An 18,707-nucleotide genomic window follows, 5' to 3' on the forward strand; every position below is an offset into this window, starting at 1 on the left:
CCCCGGGGAAGTGCTAGCTCGCAAGTCGCTCTGGCTTGATATTCCGCAATGCGATACAAACCGCGTGGAAGTATGCGCGCAGCGTAATCATTAAGGTCAAAACGATGAAAAAAGATCGAACGGATTCGACAGAAACGACCAGCAGTTGGAGCAAGTGGCGCCCCTTGGTGGTCATGACGTTTCTGATCTTCCTGGTGGTGATGCTGCCGTCGATCGCGGCGCAAACGCCACTCTTGTCGTGGGGGGTCGCCCAGGCGACTTCTGATCTCAACGGCAAGGTTACTGTCAGCTCGGCCTCGCTGGGCTGGTTCTCGCCCATCGTTTTGAACGGAGTGGAAGTCGTCGATGCCGAAGGAGCTCCCGTTGCGGAAATTCCTACGATTCGTGTTAGCCAATCGCTGCTAGGGCTGATCGGCAATGCGGCGAATTTGGGGACGATCGAAATCAACCAGCCGGTCGTCCATGTGACCGTATCGCAGGGAAAGAGCAATCTCGAACAACTGTTGCCGGTTGCGGAAGCGCCCTCGGAAGCCGATGGGCAAGAGGCGTCTACTCCGCGGACGTTTCGATTGGTCGTTCGCCAAGGAACGGTTCATTTAGCCGATGGGAATTCTTCGCGGACTTGGACCCTGGAAGACCTGGCAGCCGACGTCGACTTTCGTGATGCCAATATTCCTGCCCCGTGTACGTTTTCCGCAAGCCTGCGGGATCGTGATCAACTTGGAGCCATGCAGGGTAAGGGAGCTTTGCCTACCGGTTCCGGCGACGCCAAGTTTTCAGTCGTGACAAAGGGGATTCCGCTAGGTATTACTGAGCTTGTTGGTACACGAATGGGGCAGCAGATCTTTGCCCAAGGAGAGCTCAACGGGCAGGTCGATCTTGTTTCATCGCAAGTGGGACCATCGGTTCTGTGCAATCTGGAAGCCAGCGGTATCCAGATGCGTTCGTTGAACTCGGCGCGGGGCGCCGGCTGGAGCAATGGAACCCTACGGGCAACCGGCGAAATTGGTCTCGCCGGAAGCCATGCTCAGGCGAATCAATTCACGCTGACCACTGACTGGGGACAAGTGCTGATCAATGGAAGGATTCCGACGACCCTGACGGCGACATCTTCTCCGAATGCATCCACTGGACAGATCCTGGGAGATGAACCTTGGGAACTGCGTGGCACCATTGATATTGCTCGGTTGGCCAATGCGTTTCCGGAACTGCTGCAGATACGCGATGATGTCCAGCTACAGGAAGGGCGTGTCACACTGAACCTGGCGAATCATTTCGAGGCAGGGAATTCCTCGGTGCGAGCGTCCGCGATTGTTTCCAATATTGTGGCGATCGTAAATGGGCGACACGCTGATTGGCAGCAGCCGTTGGAACTGTCGGCAGCCATTTCGATGCCTGGCGACCAGTTGCAGCTTGATGCGATCGCTTGTCGGTCATCCTTCTTGACAGCCGATGGAAGAACCAATGGTCCTCAGACGGACGTCCGCTTCTCCATCGATGGCAATCGCCTGGCTTCGGACCTTTCGCGGTTTGTTGATTTGAACGGGAACCAGTTCGCAGGCACCCTCGAAGGATCGCTGCAAATCCAAAACATGGGGGGTGGTCGAGTCGGACTTGCGGCTGTGGCCAATGGGGCGAATGTGAAGTGGATGCAAGGTTCGCAGATGATCTTCGCCGAGCCTAATCTACAAACGCAGGTACAATCGAACATTGTCTTGCAGAACGCAGCACTACAGCAGATCGAGTCGGCCAATGCCTCGCTGCAAGCCGGTACGACAACGCTTACTGCCCAGACTTCGGCGCCAGTCATCTTGAGCGAGGACACGGTCTGGCCACTTAAGCTGCAGTTGCAAGGGGCAGTCGATCCGATCTGGATGCAGCTTCGCGGACTGATTGGCTTCGAGGAATTTCAGGTCGGCGGTAATGGCATGGTCCTGGCAAAGCTGGCCATGGGGACCAACCAATGGCTGATTGAAGGAGTGAACGTCGACCTGAATGAGTTCTCATTGACTGGGCCTGCGACGCAAGTTCACGAGAAGAAGCTTCGCGTGGAAGGCGGTGCCTTGGTCGATTGGGCGGCGCAGCACTTTTCGAGCAAACAGTTCACTGTGGTCGGCACGACGATCTCGGCTCGCGGGACGGAAGTCAACGTTCCGCTTGCGAGCGGCGAGACGGCATCGGGGCAACTGGCCTATCGCGTCGATCTAAGTCGCGGTGTGCACTGGGTCGTTCCGCCAGAGTGGCTGGGTCAAAACCAAGTTGCCGGAGAGATGTCCGGTACCATGACGCTTTCCAGCGATAGCAATGGCATTGTTCTCCAGAATAGCGGACAGATTGCCAATTGGGAGTTCGTCGTTCCAGGGACTAGCCCGAACGGAACCCTTCAGCCGCAGATGCAGCCAGCCTCAGTGAGCCGCCAGACGCTCGCTTGGCGTGAAGCCAACCTGGCGTATATGCAATCGCTGAGTTTGAATCACAACGAAGACGCCTTGGCCTTGCACGAATGCAAACTGAACTGCTCCGCCTTGAAGCTTTCAGCCCAGGGTGGCATAAGCCAGTTGTCGTCGGTCGGAAACGTTGCCATTCAAGGGCAGGCAGAGTACGACTGGGCCAAGATTTCTCCACTGGTGGCCGCGATCATCGGCCCCCAAGTTCAAATCCAAGGACAACGTACGTCTCGCTTTCAATGGAATGGTCCCCTGTGGGGCGGCGCGAACTCTGCCGGCAATTTATTGACGATCTCACCTGCCTGGGAAGCCGCTGGCGATGTGTCTTGGCAACAAGCCAACCTCTTCGGCATTCCGGCCGGTGAGTCGACCTTGAATGCTCAACTACGACAAGGCGTCATCCAGCTGACGGCGAATAGCCCTGAGCTTAGTGGAGGGAAGTTGGCGCTCAACACCCAATTGCTAGTCAACGCGAAGCCGATGCAGTGGCAAGTTCCCGCAGGGCGAGTCATCGAGAACGTCGCCATCACTCCGGAGATGTGTCGCACGTGGCTGCAGTACGTTGCTCCGATTGTGGCCGATGCAACCCGCGTGGAGGGACGGTTTTCGCTGGATGTGGAACGAGGGCTATTCCCCGTCGAGGATCCGATCCAGGGCGAGTCCAACGGTGTGCTGCACATTCAAGGAGCCGAGGTGCGTTCTGGCCCGTTGGCCCAGGGATACGTGATGCTCGCTCGAAATGTCGAGGCGCTCGTGAAAGGAAAGCCAGCGGCCGCGATCGATCAAGGTTCGGCGTCGCTCCTTACACTACCTCCGCAGCAGGTTCGCTACCGCGTCGTGAAGGGACGCGTGTATCACGAGAATTTAATCGTTCAGTCGGGAGATGTTCGCGTGATCACCTCTGGTTGGGTCGACGCGAACCAACAGATGCAGATGATGGCCGCTATTCCGATTCAAGACAGCTGGGTACAGAAAGCTCCCTGGTTGGCATCGATGCGAGGTACGGCGCTCAACGTGCCGATTTCAGGTTCCATGCAGCAGCCGAAGATCGATAGCCAGGTGATCGAACAGATGATGCGGGGCATGTTGGACAATGCTGCCCGCGGAGCTCTGCAAGATGGAATCAATCGCGGCCTGCAGGAATTGTTCGGACCGCGATAACGTAGCGGGTAGATAGTCAGGCAGGGCAGGCGGCAAATCGACGAAACTCTCCTTCGTCGATGAAGACTGCTTCATTGGAAAGCTGAAAGACGAGGTCCGTACCGGGCCAGCCCATCGCGCTCAGTAGCGTATCAAACGCTTCTTCCGAGCAGTTCCCCTTGATCTCAGCCGAGTGCAAACGACCATTGCGGTCGTACAAGACACCATCGACTTGCCAGGTGTCACCACTTTCGTTTTCATCTGCCCAGACGAATGATCCATCAGGCTCGAATAACATGCGGGGTAGATTATTCAGCCGGGACTGCGCGCTCTCGAATGAGCATCCCATCGGTTCACCCAAAACGACGGGTGATATCGACAGAGTCTGTAGTCGTAGTCCTCGTGCTTTGAGCAAAGGACCCAACTGCAGGGATCGGGGGCGGGCATGCACCGAAACGTGGAACCGATACATCGACTTATTACTAATTAAGTTACTGATTGGGCCACCCACTCTAAATACTCGCTCGACCCATCGACGATGGGGATCGCAATGATCTCCGGAACGTCGTATGAATGGTGCTGGCGAATCAGTTCGGCTAGTGAGGAAAATACTTGGCTCGTCGTCTTGATCGAGACCAAAAACTCTTCTTCTTTCTGGATGGTGCCTTGCCACTGATAGACAGATGTCATCGGACCAACAATCTGGACACATGCCCCTTGGGCGTGCTGAATGATGATCTCGGCAAGCTTCTCAGCATCCGCAGAACTACCGGTCGTTGTTTGAACCACGATCGCCTGCGACATGCCGTTTAACACCTCCAAAAGAAGGAAGAATCTCCAACGTGCTGCCCCACGCGATAGTCTACTTGATTGATTGGGGATGCGGGCACGTCTTTCCGTGTGGGTTTCCGCAAAGGACGTTAGGTTATCGTTGCGGACGAATCGATTGGTTCGATTTGCGCAACGGACCCCCTAGCGGTTCATAGACTGGAGAGGGGGGGGCGGGTATTGTATGACCACCCAGCGGCGATGATTTACCGGGTGATCGAAGTGGTGGGGTGAACACCGGGTTGGCTTTGGGAGCCATGACGTTTTGCGCGCCATCCACGCGGAATCGTCGAATGGGCGACGGTGCCGTTCCGAGGATTCCGCTCCAGACCTCGTACGGAGCTCCTTGGCGCTCATCGTCTCGGTAGAAAGTCAGGTAGGTCATCTTCTCCGAGGGGAGGAATTCTCGCCAGTCGCCGTTGCCGCATGTAGGCGTGTAAACGCGACGCCAAGTTCCGCAGTTGAAGTAGAGTTGGCTGAGCATGTAGCCATCCGCGAAACTGGCATCCAGTGGAACGGTCTCGTCGCTATGTGTGTGACCGAAGACGATGTGTTTTGCGCGACGATTGCGGAACTCGCACTCTTCCATCGCTTTCTTCGAGAGTGATTTGGTTTGACCTTGTTTACGCAGCCAAGCCATGATGCGCTGCCCCCAGGTCTCTTCATCTTGATACCGGAACTTCAAGAGCGTCCCAAGCTCTTCCAGATCTCGCACGCCGAATGAGTTGTCGCGGTCGAGCTGGTAGATCAGAGGCATCATCTGGGCAATCACGCGGTCCCAGCAGTTCTTCAGTTCGTACTGAAGCGAAGTGACGGGACAAGAGATCTTCATCATTTGGTTCAGACATACCGGAGCCATCACCAACGGACGAACGTGATCCAATTCCTGCAGTCCCAGCTGGCAAGACGCCGGCAGTTGTTCGGCAAAGCCATGTTGGATCTCGAAGCGAAAACGCATGAGTCCTTCGATGAGAACGATGTCTGCCAGGCTGGCTCGGTCGCGGTGGCCTGCGTAGCTAAGGTTGTCGAAAACATCACCGTGACGCGCAAACATGCGATGTTGACGGAAAGCGGCCAACAATTCGGTATCTTCGGCTGGCTCGTGCGCGAAGGGGCGCTCCGGCGAGTTGTTGAGTCCGATCGCATCGACGATGGCGGCGCGAACCTCGTTCATTTCTGGATTCGCTAAGTGCAATGGCCAGTCTGCATTGCCCACCATGTAGTGAATGCGAACGGGGACGGGTTGCAAGTCGTCATCAAAAGCGGGTTTGCCATCGGAGGACATGCCAGGGACACGCACGGCTTGTCGTGTGCTGATCCCTTTCAGCACAGCGGTCGTTTCAAGGTTGCGGGTGAGGATACTAGAAACAACGGCGCTCACGCGTTTGCAGAATTCGCCTGATTGCTGTGCGTTCCATGGCTTCGGCCCATCGATGAGCCACCGTGACGAACGCATGATGTCTAAGACATCTCCCAGCAGAACAAGATCGATTTTGGGAATGGGGCGGTACTGGCCATCACTTCGCCACGAGGCGCGCACAGCTAGATCTTGTAGTCGTTCCGTGAAGATCCGAAAGGCCCCGGAATCGAGGGTCTCGCAACTTGTATCGTCGGTGAGATGGAGATCGCTGAGTACGACTAACATGTTGAATCCCCGCGGATTAGATACCCAAAAGCGACGCGTCATTCCGCGTAAATGACGCATCGGAAACCCTTGAAGTGAATCGGTTGCGCCGAACGCGTAGCGTTAGCTTTATCGCGAGAAGCCGTACAGACTGTGCGGCGATTTGGCTGAAGAGTCAGCGATATCCTGTCATAGCTATCGCTGATGGTATTGCTAGCGAACTCGTTTGCGTGCTTTGAGAGCGATATAGCGCTCTTCCGGCATGGTGATGCTGGTGACGCGCACGCCGAACTTGTCTCCGATCTTCACGGCTTCTCCCTCGGCGATCTTTTGACGACCGATCTCGACATCGAGCGTGTCTTCGCACGACTTGTCGAATTGAATGATCGTCCCCACGCCGACGTTCACGATGTCGTTCACCTTCATCTTCTTGGCCGCCAAGATCACACGGATCGGCACTTCAATTTGCAGCAAGCTACGACCAAAGCTTGGCAGTTCGCTGTAGCTGCCAATGCGTGGACGAGTCGCCGTTGGCTGAGGACTGGGGGATGGTGCTGGGGCGGCAGGCTTAGCCGGGGCTTCCTTTACTTCCTCAGTGACTGCCTCAGGCGGAGTTGCCTCGGCTTGGAAAACGTCGGCGGGCTTGGTTAAAGGCCAGACCATCAACGCTTCGTGTTCTGTACCGTCGATTTCCAGCTGCAAGGAAAGCTTGGCTGGGCTTTCTCCCGGTGCTCCGTTTTGACAGGCAGTCGCCAGGTCGTCGGTGGCTTGGACTTGGAACTCCATGGCCATGAACTCTTCCGGCAAGAGCGTCATGCCGAGTTCCTGACCGAGTGTCGCTAACTTGCTTTCGCCGGTTGGGTCCGGATCGGTATACCAATCCGGCAGTATACCGCTGGACTGGGAAATGAGGATCAATGCGGCCTCAGATTCGACATTCAAGACAATCGCCAGGCCGGGGACTTTCCAGTCGGTTAAGTCCGCATCGACCGAAAGTTCGCTCCCTTCACCCAACTTGAGCTGGATCTTTTGATCAAATGCCCTCGAAAACGCATCCGACGCTTCCACAGCGGTTGCTTCGCAGGCCGCGATGACTTCGGAAAGAGCTTCGATGTTGAATGCAGTCATAGTTCTGAGTGGGATGCAGCGCGCACGGATAGATTGTCGTTCGTCTTCTTAGGAATGATCGGCATGCCTGGCCGTTAAACTTGATATATTCGCGCCATATTCTCATCGACTGCTATCACTTCCTGGGCGGCTAACGTATCTGTTTTCTGTCAGAAAACTGCGAGTTAATTGCCCGAGTTGGATGTGATAGCTGAGAAAAGTTCACATCTATTCACGTCCAGGCATGCCGGTTCCCGTATTGTCGCCGAGCTTTAATATGGCTATATTGCCATGAAGCCATGAAGCCATGAATGAAATCGAAACAAAACTCGTAGTAAAAACGCTCGCCCAGTACGAGGCGCGTGCCAAGGTAGCCAAAGCAATGGCTCACCCTAGCAGGCTGTTCATGCTCGATTTGCTGGGACAGCGCGAAATGTGCGTGCAAGAGCTAACGCAGAATGTCGGTTGCGATCAGTCGACCGTTTCCAAGCACTTGGCCATCCTCAAAGAAGTCGGCCTGATTGAGTCACGGCGAGAGGGCACCTCGAACTTCTACAAGCTCACCTGTGGCTGCCTGGATGGTTTTTTTGGGTGTTTAGAAACCGTCGTCCAGTTAGACGTCGACAAGCGAACTTCTGCGTGTGATGGAGGCTGTCCGACGTGAGACGATATGTGGCGGAAGTCATCGGTACGTTTGCCCTCGTCTTCGCCGGAACAGGCGCCATCGTCGTCAATGACGTGACCCAGGAATCGATCACGCATGTGGGGATTGCCCTGACGTTCGGCATGATTGTCATGGCATTGATTTACGCTCTTGGTGATGTGTCGGGAGCGCACTTCAATCCAGCGGTCACGATTGGCTTTTGGACGGCTCGCCAGTTTGATGGCAAGGAAGTTGTCCCGTATATCATTGCTCAACTGCTGGGTGCGATTGCAGCGAGTGCCACTCTAAGAGTCTTGTTTCTAGAGCACGACACGCTCGGTGCGACTTTGCCGGCGGGTGTTTGGTGGCAGTCGTTTGTACTGGAGGTGATCCTTACGTTTCTGTTGATGTTCATTATTTTGAATGTCGCGACCGGAGCGAAGGAGAAAGGCATCATGGCAGGGGCCGCAATCGGGGCAACGGTTGGCTTAGAAGCGATGTTCGCTGGGCCAATTTGTGGGGCCTCAATGAACCCGGCCCGCTCGATGGCGCCCGCTTTAGTAAGTGGTCACTTGGAACATCTGTGGATTTACATCGTGGCCACGATTGCCGGTGCAATCTTGGCCGTGTTTGCCTATCAATTCGTTCAAACTGAAACCAACTCCGATACAGAACCTGTAGCGGAGCATCATGCGGTAGAGGAAGTGTCATGAAACGTGTTTTGATCTTGTGCACAGGCAACTCGTGCCGATCCCAAATGGCGGAAGCGCTTTGGGCGGAACTTGGCAAGGGGGAATGGGACGCCTATTCGGCCGGCTCGAAACCTTCCGGCTACGTCCATCCCCTGGCGATTGAAGCGATGAAGGAGTTGAGTGTCGATATTGGTGGCTACGAAAGCAAGTCGGCCAGCGACTTTCAGCACCAGCCTTTTGATCTGGTGGTTACCGTTTGCGATAACGCCAAGGAAGATTGCCCCATTTATCCGGAAGCGAAACAGACACTGCATTGGCCTTTCGATGATCCGGCCGATGCCCAGGGAACAAATGAAGAAAAGATGCCGACGTTTCGTCGAGTACGTGACGAAATCAAGGCCACGATTAGTGAATATTTAGGAGTCTAAGATGCAATCCGCAGTTGATTTTCCAGGCAGCTTTCGCATTCATGTCGCCTTGAATGTGTCGAGTCTCGAAGCATCGCAGAAATTCTATGAAATGCTCTTGGGGACTGCCCCCAGTAAGGTGCGGCCTCGGTACGCCAAGTTCGAGCCAACCGATCCGTCGGTGAATCTTTCATTGAACGAGATCGACCAACCGTTTCAAGTCGAGCAAGGTTCCGCTCACTTTGGTATCCAAGTCAAGTCGATTGCCGAAGTGCACGCCGCCGCCGAGCGTTTTCAAGCAGCCGGCTATAAGGTGATGCAGGAAGAAGCGACGACCTGTTGTTATGCCGTGCAGGATAAGGTTTGGGTTGCTGATCCAGATGGGCATAAGTGGGAAGTCTTCGTTGTCATGAATGCTGACGCGAAAGATGAGCTGTATGAACAGTCGGGCTGCTGCAGTCCGAACCTTTCTCAGATTCAGTTGTAAGAACTGATATGAAGTACAGCCTGGTGTTGATCCACCAGGCTGTTGTCTTTTCTTGGGTAGAAGCGGCTACTCTGCTTTTCGACCCAATAGAACACGGTAGATGGCCAGAACGACCATCGAACCTAATATCGCGACAAAGAAGCTGTAAAAATTGAATCCGGTGACGGTGCCATAACCCAGGCCGGTCATGATGAAACCACCCACCATGGCTCCAACGATGCCAATGATGATGGTGACAATACAGCCGCCTGGATCGTCTCCCGGAAAGAGGAACTTGGCCAAAGCTCCGGCAATCAGGCCGAATACGATCCAAGAAAGAATACCCATGGTTGTTGCTCCTTTCAGGACAGGTTTCGTTGAATTCACCTAATCCAGTTGCACAAAGCGTGCCAATTATTGGCCCAGGAGCGTGCCTAAGTTGACGAGGGAAGTTCCTTGCTGAAGGTCATTTGTCCAAACAGCCAGAGAACGAACTTGCTCGGCATCATCATCAGGCCGCGTTCGGCCAGTATTCGCATGTGATCAGCGGCCGCTAATTGGCCGCGGAAGTGGGTTTCTTTGATACGAATGGTGGAGTCTAAGGTTTTCTTGAGCTTGGTGCTCTTAATGCCTTCTGGATGAATGCGATATTGAACCAGTGGTTCGGGATAGTTTTCAAACTTCGCCCCTGCTTTGGCCAGACGGCACCAAAGGTCGTAGTCTTCGATAAAGAAGTCTTTGAGGTATCCGCCAAGCTCTAGGACGATCTTTCGTTTAAACATGACCACTGGTTGGGCAATGGGACAATACCGGCGGAGGGCGCGGATGATGTCTTCGTGTTTTCGCGGATAGTCGCGATAGCCCAAATGGTTTCCGTCGTCGTCAATGATCTTCAAGGTGCTTCCAAGGACGACCAGATCGGGATCCATTTCAAAGCACTTGGCTTGCGTGGCAACGCGATGGGGCTCCCAGATATCGTCCGCATCCCCTCGGGCGACTAAGTCCGCCGTGGCAAGACCAAGTCCTTTGTTTAGCTGATCAGGGAGGCTCGTGCGTTCTTCGTTCCGAATATGAATGATTCGATCGTCTTGCAGGTGGCGAATCATCTCACGGCCATCACGTTCCGAAGGATCCTCAATCAAAATGATTTGCAGATTTTGATACGTCTGCGCGAGGATGCTTTCCACCACTTCGGGAAAGTGACGTGGATGGGGATTCCACACACCCATTACGACCGAAATAAGTGGCTGCTCGAGCGAAGGGGAATTGGTTTCTGACATGATGGATTGGGGAACCGATTGCGGTGAAGAATCGACCTACCCACTCAAGTATAAATTCGGGCAACTTTCTACGAACGACCTACATCGTTAGCGTTTCGTGAAGTTCCTGCAGGTGATGATCCGTGAACTGTGGAAGTTGGTATTTTCCAAGCATCCGATTGGTGATTGGCTTGGGCTGACTGGCGTTTCGCCTCAGGCGAATCGGGGAGCACCGTATGGAAAGAGTCCCGGTGGCAAGTCTTGCCAGGGATTAGCTTCGATTATTGCTGCTTTGTTGCTTTCCAGGAGGCAGTTACTGGGAATGCCAGATTATTGGCGAATAAGGCAACTCAGGTCGAGCTTCTGGGCGGATTGATCGGCATTATCTTTGGGCTACCATATTAGAACCTCAAAAACCCCTGCCTTTTTGGAGTTCTTCCCGTGATTCGATGTCTTTTTGCGTTCGCCATCGCGCTGTCTACCATGGTGACTTCCCTTTCTGCTGCCCCGCAAAATTATGACGTGGTCATTTACGGGGGAACCTCTGCGGCCATTACGGCTGCGGTGCAAGCCAAGAAAATGGGGAAGACCGTGGTTGTCGTTTCGCCAGATAAGCACCTGGGTGGTCTTTCCAGCGGCGGACTTGGTTGGACCGACAGCGGAAGAAAAGAGGCCATCGGTGGGCTATCGCTCGACTTCTACGAACGGGTCAAGAAGCATTACGACCAAGATAGCGCCTGGCGTCAACAAAAGCCGGAACAATACAGCCGCTATCGAGCCAACGATAACGCGATGTGGGTCTTCGAGCCGCATGTCGCCGAGAAGGTATTCGAGCAGCTGGTCGAAGAGTACGAGATTCCTGTCATCCGCGACCAGTGGCTCGATCGCGAGAATGGCGTGAAGAAGGTGGACGGAAAGATCGTCAGCATCACGACTCTCGACGGGAAAACCTACACCGGCAAGATCTTTCTCGATACGACCTATGAAGGCGATCTGATGGCCGCCGCTGGTGTTTCGTATCACGTGGGTCGCGAGTCGAACGATGTGTATGGCGAAACGATCAACGGCGTTCAAGTCGCACGCGCTCACAGCCATCAATTTGAATATCCAACCGACCCTTACGTCGTCGAAGGCGACCCGACCAGTGGATTGTTGCCGCGCATTTCGGCCGAGAAGCCAGGTCCCGATGGAAGCGGTGACAACAAGATTCAGGCCTACTGCTTCCGCATGTGCCTGACCACGGCGAAAGATAATCAGGTTAAGTTCCCCAAGCCGGAAGGTTACGACCCAAAACAGTACGCACTTTTGGCTCGGTACCTCAAAGGTGGTTGGAAGGGCGTCTTCAATAAGTTTGATCCGGCCCCGAATTTTAAAACCGACACGAACAATCACGGTGCGTTCTCAACCGATAACATCGGGATGAATTACGACTATCCGGAAGCTTCGTACGAGCGCCGCAAGGAAATCATTCAAGAGCACGAAACCTATCAAAAGGGCTGGCTCTACTTTATTGCCAACGATCCGTCCATTCCGCAGGACATTCAAGATCGCATGAACAAGTGGGGATTGGCGAAGGATGAATTCGTCGACAACGGCAACTGGCCGCATCAGATTTACGTCCGAGAAGCCCGGCGTATGATCGGCCCGGTCGTCATGTGCGAACCCATGCTGCGAGCCCAGGTGCCGACACCGAAAAGCATTGGTATGGGCTCGTACAATATGGACTCGCATAACGTTCAGCGGATTGTCACCGAGAAGGGACATGTCCGTAACGAAGGTGATATTCAGATCAGCCCCGGCGGCCCTTACCCAATTAGCTACGACAGCGTGACCCCTAAAAAGGAAGACTGCACGAACTTGCTGGTGCCTGTGTGTGTTTCGTCTTCGCACATCGCCTACGGTTCGATCCGCATGGAACCGGTCTTCATGATCCTTGGCCAATCGGCTGCCACGGCCGCATGCATGGCGATCGATCAAGAGATTGCCGTTCAAGACGTTGAGTATTCGGAACTCAGCCAGCGGCTGTTGAAGGATGGCCAGGTTCTGGAAATGGAACGCAAGCCTTCCTATCCGAAGCAGGTGATCGACCCCAAAAAGCTAGAAGGCGTCGTCATTGACGACACCCAGGCACAAACAACCGGCGATTGGCCTGTCAGTAGTTCCATTTCGGGTTACGTCGGCACCGGCTACGTGCACGACGAAAACAAAGGTCAGGGCAAGAAGTCCATTGCTTTCCGCGTCGCGAAGCTCGAAGCGGGCAAGTATGACGTTCGCGTTGCCTACTCTGCCAATCCCAATCGCGCCTCGAACGTGCCGGTAACGGTTACCACGCAAGGTAAGGAAGTCTACGCGGGAACGATCAATCAGAAGAAGGCTCCAAGCGTCGACAAGGTTTTCGTTTCGCTCGGTAAATTCGAGCTCAGCGGAGATACGATCGTGACGCTGACCAACGAAGGTGTTGACGGCTACGTGGTTGCCGATGCCGTTGTTCTTCTGCCGGTGAAGTAAGCCAATGCCTAAGTTTCTCACCTCGCTACTTGTGCTACTGACGCTCTGTGCTGCGTCAGTAGCTACGGCGGCAGAGCCAATTCGGATCCGAGTGGTTAGCTACAACATTCACCACGGTGAAGGAACCGACAGAAGGCTCGATCTGAAGCGTATCGCACAGGTCCTAAGTGATGCCGAGCCAGACATCATTGCGCTGCAGGAAGTCGATCAAAACACCACGCGGACCGATAACGTCGATCAGGCCGCTGAACTTGCCAAGCTGTTGAAGATGAACCACGTGTTTGGAGGAAACATTAACCTCCAAGGTGGTCGCTACGGCAACTCCATTTTGACCAGGTTCGCTTCCATCTCGGCGTCCAATCATCCGCTTCCCTTGCTGGCCGAAGGTGAGCAGCGAGGCGTGTTAGAGGCCGATATCACGGTGCCAGGCCTTAAGCAGTCGCTGAAATTTTTGGACACGCATTTCGACCATCGACCGGACGAGAAGGAACGCATTGCGTCCAGCAAGATGATTGCTCAGTTGATCCAGGACTGGGGCGACCGCCCTGCTCTGCTGGCCGGTGACTTGAATGCTGTCCCGGAGAGCAAACCGCTGGCGCTGCTGGAAAAAGATTGGACACGCTCCAACAAAGAGATCCTGCCCACCATTCCCAGCGACAAGCCAACTCGGCAAATCGATTACATCCTGCTTCGTCCCAAGCAAGGCTGGAAAGTCGTCGAGTGCCGCGTACTCGATGAGCCTGTCGCATCCGATCATCGTTGCATTCTAGCCGTTCTCGAGTGGACTGAACCCGCTACGAACTAGCGTCTTCTTGCACGTCTACGATTTTCTGAGTCACGGACATAACGTGCGATAAACGGCTCTAAGCGGCAGGCAAATCGTCTTCAATCGTGCGGCTGCCCACATCGGCAAAAAATAACAGAGTAGTCGCACTTTCTCCTAATATCCGTATTGCGCAAAAGACTATCGCATATGCGGCATTCTTGACCCCCATAGTGCCAGGGCAGGAATCGACCTATGTGTAGATTCGGTGAATTGTCCTGGGCCCGTGGGAAAAGCGATTGTGCTTTCGACTCATTCCATCTCTATTGCCGCCATCGTCACGTAAGCGATCGCGGTCGCCGAAAAGTGTGGCGTAGTTGTTAAGTCATAACTTGTGAATTTATTAAAAGTGAGTCTGATGAGTCTTCGAAGCACAAATCGCGCGTTGTCTTCGCGAAAAGGTTTCACCCTGGTGGAACTGTTGGTAGTAATCGCGATCATTGGCGTTTTGATCGCCCTGCTGTTGCCGGCTGTGCAGCAAGCCCGCGAAGCAGCCCGAAGAATGCAGTGCCAGAACAACCTGAAACAGATCGGGCTGGCCCTCCACAACTATCATGGCACATTCAACCGCCTGCCCCTGGGCAATAACGGGATCGTGAATGCGGCTGGTACCAAGTATTACGGACACGGCTGGACGTGGCAGGCAAGCATCCTTCCGTTTCTCGAACAAGGGGCGCTTTTCGACGCGGTTAGCGGTCCCGATGGATATGGCCAGGAAACGGGCAGCACAGGCTCTGGGAAGCCAACGATTGTTCTGGAAACCGACGTTCAAGTCTTCTGGTGCCCCTCGCAGCCAGACGTCCGCAACGGTGCTCAGAAGTATGGCGATGGTGACCAGCCATCCAATTACAACGGCAACATGGGTACCCGGATCGGCAACGGTAACGACAACTGCGTCTGCACCGGAGTGTCGACCCTTGCTGAAATGAAGTCGGAAGCTTGGGGCTGCATGAATGGCAATGGGGTCTTCTTCGTCGACAGTAAGATTCGCTTTGAAGATGTGAAGGACGGCCTGTCCAGCACGATCTTCGTCAGTGAAGTCGTCGACACAGGCGGCGACGTCATGGGCCACTACAGCGGCGGCTGCGACCGACACGCCATGTTCTCGGGTGGGGCCGATGGCAATCCGCCTACCGAGATGACGGAATACTTGATCGCCGCCGAAGGCAACGATCCGATCAACGGTGGTGCCGAAGAAGCCGCTGGTAGCTGGCACGCCGGCGGAGCTCAGTTCCTCATGGGGGACGGCAGCGTTCGATTCATGTCAGAAAACATGGACATGCCAACCTATCAAGGACTCAGCACCCGCAATGGTCGCGAAGTCCTTGGCGACTACTAATCCGAAAAATTGGTCACAAACAAACCGTGCCGCCAATCATGCAGTGGCACGGTTTCCAAGCGGAAATCTTAATATCGTACAAGCCATATTTTGGAGTCGTCCAGTGAAGTCGAAGCAAGCCGGTCGCCTGGCGGCGGCCTTATCGGTGATGTTATTGATGCTGCCTGGCTGTGGTGGAGTTGGCGATCAGCCGGATCTGGGGCAGGTAAGCGGAACCATCACGCTTGACGGGAAGCCCCTCAGCAACATTGTCGTCGTCTTTCAACCAGACAGCGGCCGTCCGGCCCGTGGCCGCACGGATGCTGACGGCAAATACGAGCTGACCTACATTCGCGATACCCGTGGGACCAAGATCGGCCACAATCGCGTTGAAATTGCACCAAGCGAAGAGGAAGACGATCCCATCGCGGAGGAAGCAGATCCTGACACACTCGAGTTCAAACGCCCTACAAAATCGAGAAAGGCGAAAATTCCAGCTCGTTACAACACGCAAAGCGAACTCGAGGCAGACGTGCAGCCTGGTGAGAACACATTCGATTTTGAACTGACGTCATAAGGCAGCAAACGCATCACGAACTATCGAAAAGGCTCGGCCACTGGCGAGCCTTTTTTCATGCGCTGCGTCTATCGACTACAATCGCTCAAAAGCACTTACGAGTCTCACCTCAGGAAAGCTTCGGCGATGAAATCGTTTACCAAAGAACTCTGGATGGACGTCCCCAAACGGCGCATGATCGTCGACATCCATGGCGACGTAGAGGACTGCGTTGCCGCAAGTGGCATTCGGGAAGGAATGGTCCTGGTCAACGCCATGCACATCACGGCGAGCGTCTTCATCAACGATAACGAAAGCGGACTGCATCAGGACTACGATCGCTGGTTGGAAGAACTGGTTCCCTTCAACCCGGGCACCGATCCGGCCAGCGGCGGCTACCTGCACAACCGTACCGGCGAAGACAACGCCGACGCGCATCACAAACGCCAGATCATGGGGCGTGAGGTGGTGGTAGCGATCACTAAGGGTAAGCTGCACCTGGGACCGTGGGAGCACATCTTTTACTACGAATTCGACGGGCGACGACGGAAGCGGGTGCTGGTGAAGATCATTGGGGAGTGAGAGTCGTGTTTCAGCAGGGGAAAGATGGACCGATGTATTTTCGGCTGAGGGAAGCACCACGATATCACGCGTGGGCCGAAGAGAGACTGTCAAATGGAGAGGACGAGGAACTTCTGTCCAAGCTGGAGCAGATTTCCTTCTGGATGCGGCCCAGCGAGTTAGCCAAGTTGTGCGCGAAAGACTTTGAGCGGATGCTCGCTGATTTGAAACACTTGCATCGAAACGATTAGATGAAGTACCCCAACAAGAATTTACCTCGGAGCAAGCGAATTGACCAATGAATTCACGCAAGACGAATGGGACAAGCTGATAGTTACCTATCCTGCCGGGACGCCAATGACTGGAGTCGTCAAGAACCAGCAACAGTACGGTGTTTGGGTCACGCTGGACGAGTTGCCCGAAGTCCCGGCGCTTCTGGAGATCATTCATTTCGAGGCTATCGAGACTACCCCAAATCAAAAGCTGACGTTTCCCGGCAGCTTCCCGGCCGTCGGGAAACAAATCTCGTGCAGAGTCTTGGCATGGTGCGAGTTTCCTAAGGACGTGAGACTGACTCAGTTGAGCCACCTGGATTGGAGTCATGAACGATTCCTCCACGAGCAAGAAGGAGATGATGTTTGACCCTCGACCACAAACGGTAGTGTGTAACGCGGTGTGTTTGGGGAACGCCATGCACATCACGGCGAGCGTCTTCATCAACGATAACGAAAGCGGACTGCATCAGGACTACGATCGCTGGCTGGAAGAACTGGTTCCCTTCAACCCCGGCACCGACCCGGCCAGCGGCGGCTACCTGCACAACCGTACCGGCGAAGACAACGCCGACGCGCATCACAAACGGCAAATTATGGGGCGGGAAGTGGTGGTGGCGATTACCAAAGGGAAGCTGCACTTGGGGCCGTGGGAGCATATTTTTTACTACGAGTTTGATGGGCGACGGCGGAAGCGGATCTTGGTGAAGATTATTGGGGAGTAAATCGTGCAAATGAGTGAGCCAATCAAGCCCCATCCAGAGAACGTCGAAGGTCCGTTCTATGTCGAGTATGGCTGCTGCACAGCGTGTGATGTGCCAATGGTTGAGGCGCCAGGGCTCTTCGCATACGACTCCGACAACCATTGCTATTTGAAGCGTCAACCGAATACGGCGGAAGAAATTACCAATGCCATCGGTGCGGCATGGAATGCAGAGCTCCAATGCATTCGATATCGAGGAGACGATGCAGACGTTCTCCGTAGGCTTGCTGAACTTGACCTACGTCAATTATGCGATGTTGCTCCGCCGACCGGTATTGTGCCGTGCTATCGAAACCACGTGACATTTGTCTCTGAGGGCGATAACGCCAGCCGGCTTGCGAAAAAGTTTCAGAAGTACCTCATTTCGCTCAACGTCGATGGCATGCGTGAGTTCAGATTTCGGGAAATTGAAGAGTCTGGCAGCAGTGCGGCATTTGCATTCGCGTGGTATGACGACGACTTTCACGACGTTTACTTTTCCACTATTAAAGAACCAAAGCTTCGGTGGCACATTTGGCATCCTGTAGCTAATTCCCTTAGTGGGCGCGGCGTGGGCAATCTTGTATTCAATTGGCTGTCGAGTGATTTTGAGTGTAATGATGTAAGGTGGTATACGGAGTTTGACTGGAACGACTCGAATCGATTCCAAAGGACACCGTGGTAAGCTGATCTGAGTAAAAACCATCACTCCTGATCTGACCGTGAGGTCCCTCCCGTCACTACGAAAGTAAGAATGCACTTTGGTACAGTTTGTCTGGAGTCCGTCGTGAGCAATACTGTCGAAAACGAACTGTGCGCACGTCTCAGCGATTTGCTCAAGACAATGGATGTCGATGAAGTCGTTCCTGAGTCGGACGATAGTCGGCCTATATTGAGTGCATTGGAGAGCTTCGTTTCCCATGTCATCAGGGAGATTCATGAAGATTTCCAATGGGAATCGTTGGACGGAATTCTACCCGTTGAGTTTCGGAAAAGAGGGGATCGGGAAATTGAGCTGTTAGGTGGCGCCTATCTCATCTCGGACCAGACCGTGGTGCCAATCTATTTGAGGTTGCAAATCGATTCTGCCGATCGCGAAGTGTGCTGGATGGAATGCTACTTGGGGCAACGTTTGCACGAAAAAATGGCGCGTACTAGCCATGCCAATTTACACAAAGTGCTGAATCAGATTTCGTCCGATGAAGAAAAGACCTCCTCGATCGACTGGTACTATAAAGTTGGGTTTGGCGAAAAAGTTTGACTAGTTCGATCAAACTTTTCGCGTCTATCTCTAGTACTCCCTATAAACCAGCC

General features: G+C 54.2%; 20 protein-coding genes. 14 read left to right on the forward strand and 6 right to left on the reverse strand.

Annotation, left to right across the window (positions count from 1 at the left end; all coding sequences use genetic code 11):
• The first annotated feature begins 104 nt into the window (after positions 1-104).
• Positions 105-3,608 (forward strand): hypothetical protein, encoded by a 3,504-nt coding sequence (locus tag PSR63_RS14765; protein ID WP_274326442.1) that lies wholly within the window; start codon positions 105-107, stop codon positions 3,606-3,608.
• 16 nt (positions 3,609-3,624) lie between these two features.
• Here PSR63_RS14765 and PSR63_RS14770 read toward each other — a convergent pair whose 3' ends face one another.
• The 4 genes from PSR63_RS14770 to PSR63_RS14785 form a co-directional block, all read right to left on the reverse strand.
• Positions 3,625-3,885 carry a hypothetical protein gene (locus PSR63_RS14770; RefSeq protein WP_274326443.1) on the reverse strand — a complete coding sequence of 87 codons (261 nt, stop codon included), beginning with the start codon at positions 3,883-3,885 and terminating at the stop codon, positions 3,625-3,627.
• A gap of 188 nt (positions 3,886-4,073) precedes the next feature.
• Positions 4,074-4,391 (reverse strand): divalent-cation tolerance protein CutA, encoded by a 318-nt coding sequence (gene cutA, locus PSR63_RS14775; protein WP_274326444.1) that lies wholly within the window; start codon positions 4,389-4,391, stop codon positions 4,074-4,076.
• 121 nt (positions 4,392-4,512) lie between these two features.
• Entirely contained in the window at positions 4,513-6,060 is a 1,548-nt protein-coding gene (locus PSR63_RS14780; RefSeq protein ID WP_274326445.1) for a hypothetical protein, read from the reverse strand.
• Positions 6,061-6,252: 192 nt separating this feature from the next.
• Positions 6,253-7,167, reverse strand: a complete 915-nt coding sequence (locus tag PSR63_RS14785) for a FliM/FliN family flagellar motor switch protein (RefSeq protein WP_274326446.1) — start codon at positions 7,165-7,167, stop codon at positions 6,253-6,255.
• Positions 7,168-7,453: 286 nt separating this feature from the next.
• Here PSR63_RS14785 and PSR63_RS14790 point away from each other — a divergent pair, with 286 nt between their 5' ends.
• From PSR63_RS14790 to PSR63_RS14805, 4 genes are read left to right on the forward strand one after another with little or no spacing between them, the layout of a single operon-like run.
• A complete protein-coding gene (locus PSR63_RS14790; RefSeq protein WP_274326447.1) occupies positions 7,454-7,810 on the forward strand; it encodes an ArsR/SmtB family transcription factor in 357 nt (118 codons plus the stop codon).
• Positions 7,807-8,502, forward strand: a complete 696-nt coding sequence (locus PSR63_RS14795) for an MIP/aquaporin family protein (RefSeq protein ID WP_274326448.1) — start codon at positions 7,807-7,809, stop codon at positions 8,500-8,502. The genes PSR63_RS14790 and PSR63_RS14795 overlap by 4 nt, the downstream gene beginning before the upstream one ends.
• Positions 8,499-8,909: an arsenate reductase ArsC gene (locus PSR63_RS14800; RefSeq protein WP_274326449.1), complete on the forward strand. Its 411-nt coding sequence runs from the start codon at positions 8,499-8,501 to the stop codon at positions 8,907-8,909. Before PSR63_RS14795 ends, PSR63_RS14800 begins: the two co-directional genes overlap by 4 nt.
• Position 8,910: 1 nt before the next feature.
• Positions 8,911-9,375 carry an ArsI/CadI family heavy metal resistance metalloenzyme gene (locus tag PSR63_RS14805; protein WP_274326450.1) on the forward strand — a complete coding sequence of 155 codons (465 nt, stop codon included), beginning with the start codon at positions 8,911-8,913 and terminating at the stop codon, positions 9,373-9,375.
• Positions 9,376-9,441: 66 nt separating this feature from the next.
• Here the strand turns inward: PSR63_RS14805 and PSR63_RS14810 are convergent, their stop codons facing one another.
• Together PSR63_RS14810 and PSR63_RS14815 are read right to left on the reverse strand one after the other, a co-directional pair.
• Entirely contained in the window at positions 9,442-9,702 is a 261-nt protein-coding gene (locus PSR63_RS14810) for a GlsB/YeaQ/YmgE family stress response membrane protein (RefSeq protein ID WP_274326451.1), read from the reverse strand.
• 86 nt (positions 9,703-9,788) lie between these two features.
• Complete coding sequence (locus tag PSR63_RS14815) at positions 9,789-10,634, reverse strand: glycosyltransferase (RefSeq protein WP_274326452.1); 846 nt, start codon at positions 10,632-10,634, stop codon at positions 9,789-9,791.
• A gap of 420 nt (positions 10,635-11,054) precedes the next feature.
• Here PSR63_RS14815 and PSR63_RS14820 point away from each other — a divergent pair, with 420 nt between their 5' ends.
• The 9 genes from PSR63_RS14820 to PSR63_RS14860 all read left to right on the forward strand — a co-directional run bounded on the left by PSR63_RS14820 (position 11,055) and on the right by PSR63_RS14860 (position 18,654).
• A complete protein-coding gene (locus tag PSR63_RS14820; RefSeq protein ID WP_338000647.1) occupies positions 11,055-13,121 on the forward strand; it encodes an FAD-dependent oxidoreductase in 2,067 nt (688 codons plus the stop codon).
• Between the two features lie 4 nt (positions 13,122-13,125).
• On the forward strand, positions 13,126-13,926 hold the full coding sequence (locus PSR63_RS14825) for an endonuclease/exonuclease/phosphatase family protein (protein WP_274326453.1): 801 nt from the start codon (positions 13,126-13,128) through the stop codon (positions 13,924-13,926).
• A gap of 376 nt (positions 13,927-14,302) precedes the next feature.
• Complete coding sequence (locus PSR63_RS14830) at positions 14,303-15,283, forward strand: DUF1559 domain-containing protein (RefSeq protein ID WP_274326454.1); 981 nt, start codon at positions 14,303-14,305, stop codon at positions 15,281-15,283.
• Between the two features lie 103 nt (positions 15,284-15,386).
• Positions 15,387-15,839 (forward strand): carboxypeptidase-like regulatory domain-containing protein, encoded by a 453-nt coding sequence (locus tag PSR63_RS14835; protein ID WP_274326455.1) that lies wholly within the window; start codon positions 15,387-15,389, stop codon positions 15,837-15,839.
• Between the two features lie 126 nt (positions 15,840-15,965).
• Entirely contained in the window at positions 15,966-16,400 is a 435-nt protein-coding gene (locus PSR63_RS14840) for a secondary thiamine-phosphate synthase enzyme YjbQ (protein ID WP_274326456.1), read from the forward strand.
• A 270-nt stretch (positions 16,401-16,670) separates the two neighbouring features.
• The gene (locus PSR63_RS14845) at positions 16,671-17,021 is read left to right on the forward strand and encodes a hypothetical protein (protein WP_274326457.1); all 351 of its coding nucleotides are present in this window, start codon (positions 16,671-16,673) and stop codon (positions 17,019-17,021) included.
• The gene (locus PSR63_RS14850) at positions 16,981-17,376 is read left to right on the forward strand and encodes a secondary thiamine-phosphate synthase enzyme YjbQ (protein WP_274326458.1); all 396 of its coding nucleotides are present in this window, start codon (positions 16,981-16,983) and stop codon (positions 17,374-17,376) included. The genes PSR63_RS14845 and PSR63_RS14850 overlap by 41 nt, the downstream gene beginning before the upstream one ends.
• Positions 17,377-17,385: 9 nt before the next feature.
• Entirely contained in the window at positions 17,386-18,078 is a 693-nt protein-coding gene (locus PSR63_RS14855; RefSeq protein ID WP_274326459.1) for a ferredoxin, read from the forward strand.
• Positions 18,079-18,180: 102 nt separating this feature from the next.
• On the forward strand, positions 18,181-18,654 hold the full coding sequence (locus PSR63_RS14860; protein WP_274326460.1) for a hypothetical protein: 474 nt from the start codon (positions 18,181-18,183) through the stop codon (positions 18,652-18,654).
• Positions 18,655-18,707 lie beyond the last annotated feature (53 nt).

This window comes from Bremerella sp. P1 (assembly GCF_028748185.1).
Taxonomy (GTDB): domain Bacteria; phylum Planctomycetota; class Planctomycetia; order Pirellulales; family Pirellulaceae; genus Bremerella.